Genomic DNA, 5,439 nt, shown 5'->3' with positions numbered 1-5,439 from the left:
GTCTATATAAAAAGAACCGCAGGTCTCTTCAGATCTGCGGATTTTCGCCATGCCATGAAATTAGCATCATGCTAACAAGTTAACACAAAGTATTATTTTAAAATTGAGATTAGACATTTATTTTTCAACTTTGCAGCAGAACCTAATTTTTTCTCTTTGTAAATAAATGCAAAGAGATACCATAAGGATCTCTTACATAACCATAACCTTCAGTATAGAATTCTGGACTAAATGTTTTCAATACCTCACTGCCTTTTTCTATTAACTGGTCATATACATGTTTAGTTTCTTCTACTTGGTCAAAAGTGAGACAAAGAGATATATTATTACCTTGTGTTATGGGCAAACCTTCAGTGTCATCTGCGATCATAATTTTTATATCTCCAAATTGAAGTACACATTGATCAATTTTATTTAAATCATTTTCGTCAATATTAAGTTTCTTATCTATAGGTCTATCTTTAATACGTTGAATATACAGTGTTTTAGCGCCAAACAGCTCTTCATACAACTTTTTTAAACCCTCTGCATTTTGAGTGATTAAAAAATATGGACTTACTTGAAATTTCATGTTTTTTCCTCCTTAGATTTGTTATAAATAGAGTATATACTTAATTAGTGTCATCTATTGACACTAAAAGGAGAATAATAATGAAAAAATCTGTTAGATTATATAATATGATTGAATATTGTAATGAAAATAGGAACTTCAAATTAAATGATTTAATGTCAGAATTTAATATTTCTCGTAGTACCGCTTTAAGGGATATAAAAGAAATTGAAGCATTAGGAGTACCTTTATATAGTAATCCAGGGAAAAATGGTGGTTATACGATCATAGGTAATCGAGACCAAACGAAAATAGCAATCTCAGATGAAGAGTTGAAAGCTTTAGTATTTACACTTTCGAGTATTTCAAATGTGAGTAATCTACCTTTTCAAACAGAATATCAAGAAATATTAAAAAAATTATATAATAACTCGAATAAAAAAGAGTTAATAAACCAATATAATGATCTATTTCAATATTTTAATGAAGATAAGTATCAGTTCAAAAGTTATAAGTTATTTAATGAAATCATTAGATTGATAATTGAGAATAAGTCTTTTGAAACCTGTTATTCACAAAACTATATTAAAGAACAATATAAAGGTATTGGCATTATGTATAAAAATCATCAATGGTATTTTGTTGTAGCTAATATAGAATCAAAGTTAGTGAATCTATTAAATATTTCGAAAATAAAAGAACTATATGAAATGGGAGAGACTCAAGAGTGTAATGATATAACTATGCAGAATTTTCAACAGTTCATGGTTAAAAATGAAACAGCTATTGATATTCTTATTAGAAGCAATGTTATGGGATTGAATATCTTGAAAGGCTACCTGTGGAGTGACTATATGATTGAAAATATTGACGAAGAGACATATTTATTTAAATCAAAAGTGAACGCGAAAGATATAGATTTTATAGCTAAGTTAATTGTCACAGGTGGTGTCAATGTAAAAGTAGAGACCCCTAATAGTTTGAAAAATGCTGTTAAAGTTGAATTAACTAAAATAATAAACATGTATTAATAGTAATTTAATCATAATTGTAATAACAAAAAGATGACAACATTAAACAATTTAAATTTATACAAAAAAGCATTACCAAATTTAAAATTGGGTAGTGGTAGTGCTACAGCATACATAAATAGTTATAATTAAATAAAGATGGGTCAATGAAGGTGAATTAAGTGAATAAAAATATTACAGCTCTAAAATCTACTGAAAATACTACATATATGCAGTATACGGTTCATATCGATGATCAAATTATAAATAATATAAAAGAGTGTACCAAAAAGTTTGAAATTTTGCCTATGGAAGATAAAATTCCACTATCACCGTTGTTACAACCAGAATATGCAGGAGAGGTACAAGTTTTTATTAGTACATATGAGCAGTTTATGATTAATTTTGGTAAAGTAATATTGGATAGTCAAGGCATAAAAATACAGTTTGAAAGTGAATCATTAAGTAGTATTCAACGAGGCATTCAAGAACATTGTTACTTAAATAAGCGAACAAATGACATTGATGTGACTAAAGAATGGTATTTATGCAAATTTTCAAATCGAACATTAGAAGAGGATAAAAATCAACTGTATAATGCTTTAAAACAACTCATGAATGATTCTAAAAATAAAAAGCAAGCTTTTCAAGAGGTGTTTAAGGTTCATATTGATATTTATCTCTACAATAAAGAAAAATCTGAATATAAGTATCAAGCATCTAGTTATTTCTATCTTGTAAAAGAAAATCCTAAAATAATTTATAAAAAAAGACATTTACAAGAGAAACAAGGGATCAAGGGTACAACTTTCACGAACAAATTAAAATTATTGAACAAAATGTATGGTGTAGATGTTGCAAAATATCAGCCATTTTATAATTCTAATAATCCTGAATATGAAAGAGGTCAATTTGGTGAAAGATACATTTCTCAAAGATCTAACTATGAATTTAATAGACTTCAATATCAAATTATATATATATTATCGAAAATACTTGATAAGCATCCATTACCAAAGTCAGATAATAATTATAAACATATTCCAACTATTGAAAAAGCAATATTAAGAGATGATTCCCATAATTTTTATGAGTATTTTGAAGATATAATGAAAGAAATTATGAATATGGATAATTCTCCCTTACAGGAAAAATTATTGACTGATTTTACATATCAATCCCAATGTAGATGGTACTCTGAAAATAAAAAATTAAAATTGCAACTTGAAAGATTTATGCATAAAGTTTTAGAGAGTAATTATTATGAGGGCAACAAATTATTGAGAATGATGTCTAACGCAATTGAAGAAACAATCAATGAGGCTAAAGAAGATAAGGTTCATTTCAATTATTTTAAAGATTATTTTTTGACAGACGGTGGGGTGAAGAATTGGGAGCAAATTAGCGAGAAAATTACTGAATTCAATGGTAAAGTTATTAACGATATCCAACATGAATATAATAAGATACAGTCCAAGAATACAAATCAAAATCAGAAACTAAACTTTGTTTATTTATATCATTGCTTTGAGTTTAGTAATAACATAGTAAAAGCAAAAGATAATGAAAGTAAAAATTATATCTTGTTTTTTATAGATAAATATAAAATAAAGACACCATTTTTGGATCAATTATTAATAAATTGTTTGAATCAAGAAATAGATCAGGAAAGTATTAACTACAATATGCAAACAATGTTTGAAAAAGAAAGATACGATAGAAGTAGTACCATTGAAAAATTAGTAGCAACAAGAAAATTTAAGTATGAAAAAGATGATTCAGATTTATTCAAACAACTTTTCAATGATGTTGAAAATTCAATAGACAGATTAGGTATTTACTTACTAAATAATGGTATAAATTCGAATGATGAAAATGCAAGATACTATAGATCGTTTTTAAAGGAACTTAGTAGAATAAAAAGTAAATTAACGCCATTTTCTCTTGAAATAAGTAAGTCTAGCGGAAGAGAGCAACATTATCCTGATGATGCTGTTGATGATAAAGATGAGAGAAGAAAAAATAAAGAAGAAGCATATCATGCTTTTGACGATAAAAGCGATATTGACTACAAATTAAAGAATAAAATAAGTGATTATATCGATAATTTATTGTCAGTTAAAATTAGGAATAATTTGTATGATATTAGTCCAAATACAAAAAGCAATAATTATAATGAGCCAACTCAAAAATGAGTTGGCTCTTTTGTTGTAATTTTAGGCTTCCATTATGAAAATGAATGTGATGGAAGCAATTATGTAATTAATTAGAGTCATATATATTATAGATACAACGTTGTGATGTTCACACGATAATTAGCCCGGGAGATTGTTGTGTAATAACTTATAGAAGGAGCAAAACACTATGTATCAAACAAATACACGTGATTTAATTACAAAATTACCTCAAAGCAATAAAACAGAACACTTTTTAATGAACAAATTTTCAAATCAAGATAAAGTTCAGCAGCTACAAAGACAAATTAGCCAACAGCTAGATCAACAATATAATGAGCTTTTGTCTAATGAAAAAGCTAAGCTAGACCAATATGTGGAAGTACACCATAATTTAGAACCATTAAAGAAAGAGATTGAATCAGAATCTATTAACCTTGATACCGATAAATTACCTGATATCAAAGCGACAATGCTTGAAAAGGCTAAGAACGATGAACATTCTGATAAAATCGAACACCTATTTGATAGATTAGATCAGTCATTAAATGGTACGAATCGATTATATACACAATTATCGTTGATTGGCACACGAACACATCGGATAACAACGAAAAGATTTAATGTTCAAGGCTTACCTAAATTAGTCCAACAAACGATTTTACCTTCGCAATTTAAAAAGGTTTATACAATAGATTTTAAATCATTCGAACCATCAGTTGCTGCGTATATGACACAAGACGAACAACTGATTGACTACTTGAATCTTGAAGAAGGGTTATACGATGCATTACTGAGAGACTTATCTTTGTCAAAAGAGAAGCGCGTGAGTGTGAAACGTGCATTTATAGGGTCATTTCTTTTTGGCGGTCGTTATAGTAGCTCTAAATTCAAAATCAATCAAGAGGTTAGTGAAATTAACTGGCTACAAGTAATGAGCAAATTCAAGAAGATCATTGAATTTAAAGAGCAAGTCGAAAAATATAAAACAATGCCTACGCCTTACGGCATTGAACATGATATGAGCGCATTTCAAGGTAGTAGTATTATGGCAATTTACGTACAAACGGTAGCGAGCTATATTTTCAAGCACATTTTGTTGGAAGTGTACAAAGCACAGTGCGATCAAAAAACGTTCAAGATTATAGTGCCGATACACGATGCGATTATGATTGAATGTAATGATAAGGAGATTGCACAAAGTGTAGCACAGCTCATGAAAGATACAGCTAATCGACTGTTTAATGGTGAATTTGCACATGTGACAGTGGAAGCTTTAGGAGGTATAGACAATGAATAATGATAGAGGAAAAAGTCTTCAAATTCCCCAAAGTACATCGTTAAAAGAAGGATCTATATACGTTGCTACATTACATTCTGTGACTGAGACAGATTACTCAGGCGACATAAAACATCAATTTACGTATGAAATAGAGATAGATCAACAAATATTCTATGTGAACCGTAGTGTTGTGGTCAATGTGACACATCAACAATTATCAATTAATGACTGGCTCGAACGTCATAGTAACTATAGCGCAAGTCATGAAAACTATGAGCCTTATATTGATCAGAAACATTTAATTCTATTAGGTCAATATAACGGTAACTATTATGTACAAGATGTAGCATCGTTAGATGCGTTTGGAGGCGTATTATCATGAATCATATATTACAAATGTTATCTAAGCTATTAAGTGTGGCT

5 protein-coding genes and 2 pseudogenes are annotated in these 5,439 nt (G+C 28.8%); 6 read left to right on the top strand and 1 reads right to left on the bottom strand.

Features of this window, described 5'->3' with window-relative positions:
- Positions 1-83: pseudogene (locus tag AC2D8K_RS12260) on the top strand (IS6 family transposase); the annotation flags it as partial.
- A 59-nt stretch (positions 84-142) separates the two neighbouring features.
- On the opposite strand, the gene AC2D8K_RS12255 reads toward AC2D8K_RS12260, so the two are convergent.
- Positions 143-571: a VOC family protein gene (locus AC2D8K_RS12255; protein ID WP_000671996.1), complete on the bottom strand. Its 429-nt coding sequence runs from the start codon at positions 569-571 to the stop codon at positions 143-145.
- 80 nt (positions 572-651) lie between these two features.
- Between AC2D8K_RS12255 and AC2D8K_RS12250 the strand changes: the two genes are divergently transcribed.
- From AC2D8K_RS12250 to AC2D8K_RS12230, 5 genes and pseudogenes are all read left to right on the top strand, one after another.
- A complete protein-coding gene (locus AC2D8K_RS12250; protein ID WP_000750311.1) occupies positions 652-1,581 on the top strand; it encodes a helix-turn-helix transcriptional regulator in 930 nt (309 codons plus the stop codon).
- Between the two features lie 39 nt (positions 1,582-1,620).
- A pseudogene (locus AC2D8K_RS12245) lies at positions 1,621-1,713 on the top strand (LEM-3-like GIY-YIG domain-containing protein); the annotation flags it as partial.
- Between the two features lie 29 nt (positions 1,714-1,742).
- Positions 1,743-3,755 carry a hypothetical protein gene (locus AC2D8K_RS12240; RefSeq protein WP_044466477.1) on the top strand — a complete coding sequence of 671 codons (2,013 nt, stop codon included), beginning with the start codon at positions 1,743-1,745 and terminating at the stop codon, positions 3,753-3,755.
- Between the two features lie 169 nt (positions 3,756-3,924).
- Positions 3,925-5,034 carry a DNA polymerase gene (locus AC2D8K_RS12235; protein ID WP_369964163.1) on the top strand — a complete coding sequence of 370 codons (1,110 nt, stop codon included), beginning with the start codon at positions 3,925-3,927 and terminating at the stop codon, positions 5,032-5,034.
- Complete coding sequence (locus AC2D8K_RS12230; RefSeq protein ID WP_002437511.1) at positions 5,027-5,398, top strand: hypothetical protein; 372 nt, start codon at positions 5,027-5,029, stop codon at positions 5,396-5,398. The genes AC2D8K_RS12235 and AC2D8K_RS12230 overlap by 8 nt, the downstream gene beginning before the upstream one ends.
- The last annotated feature ends 41 nt before the right edge of the window (positions 5,399-5,439 follow it).

It is taken from the genome of Staphylococcus sp. 510 (genome assembly GCF_057219715.1).
Note: the sequence above shows the minus strand (reverse complement) of the source record. Positions and strands in the feature narration are given on the sequence as shown.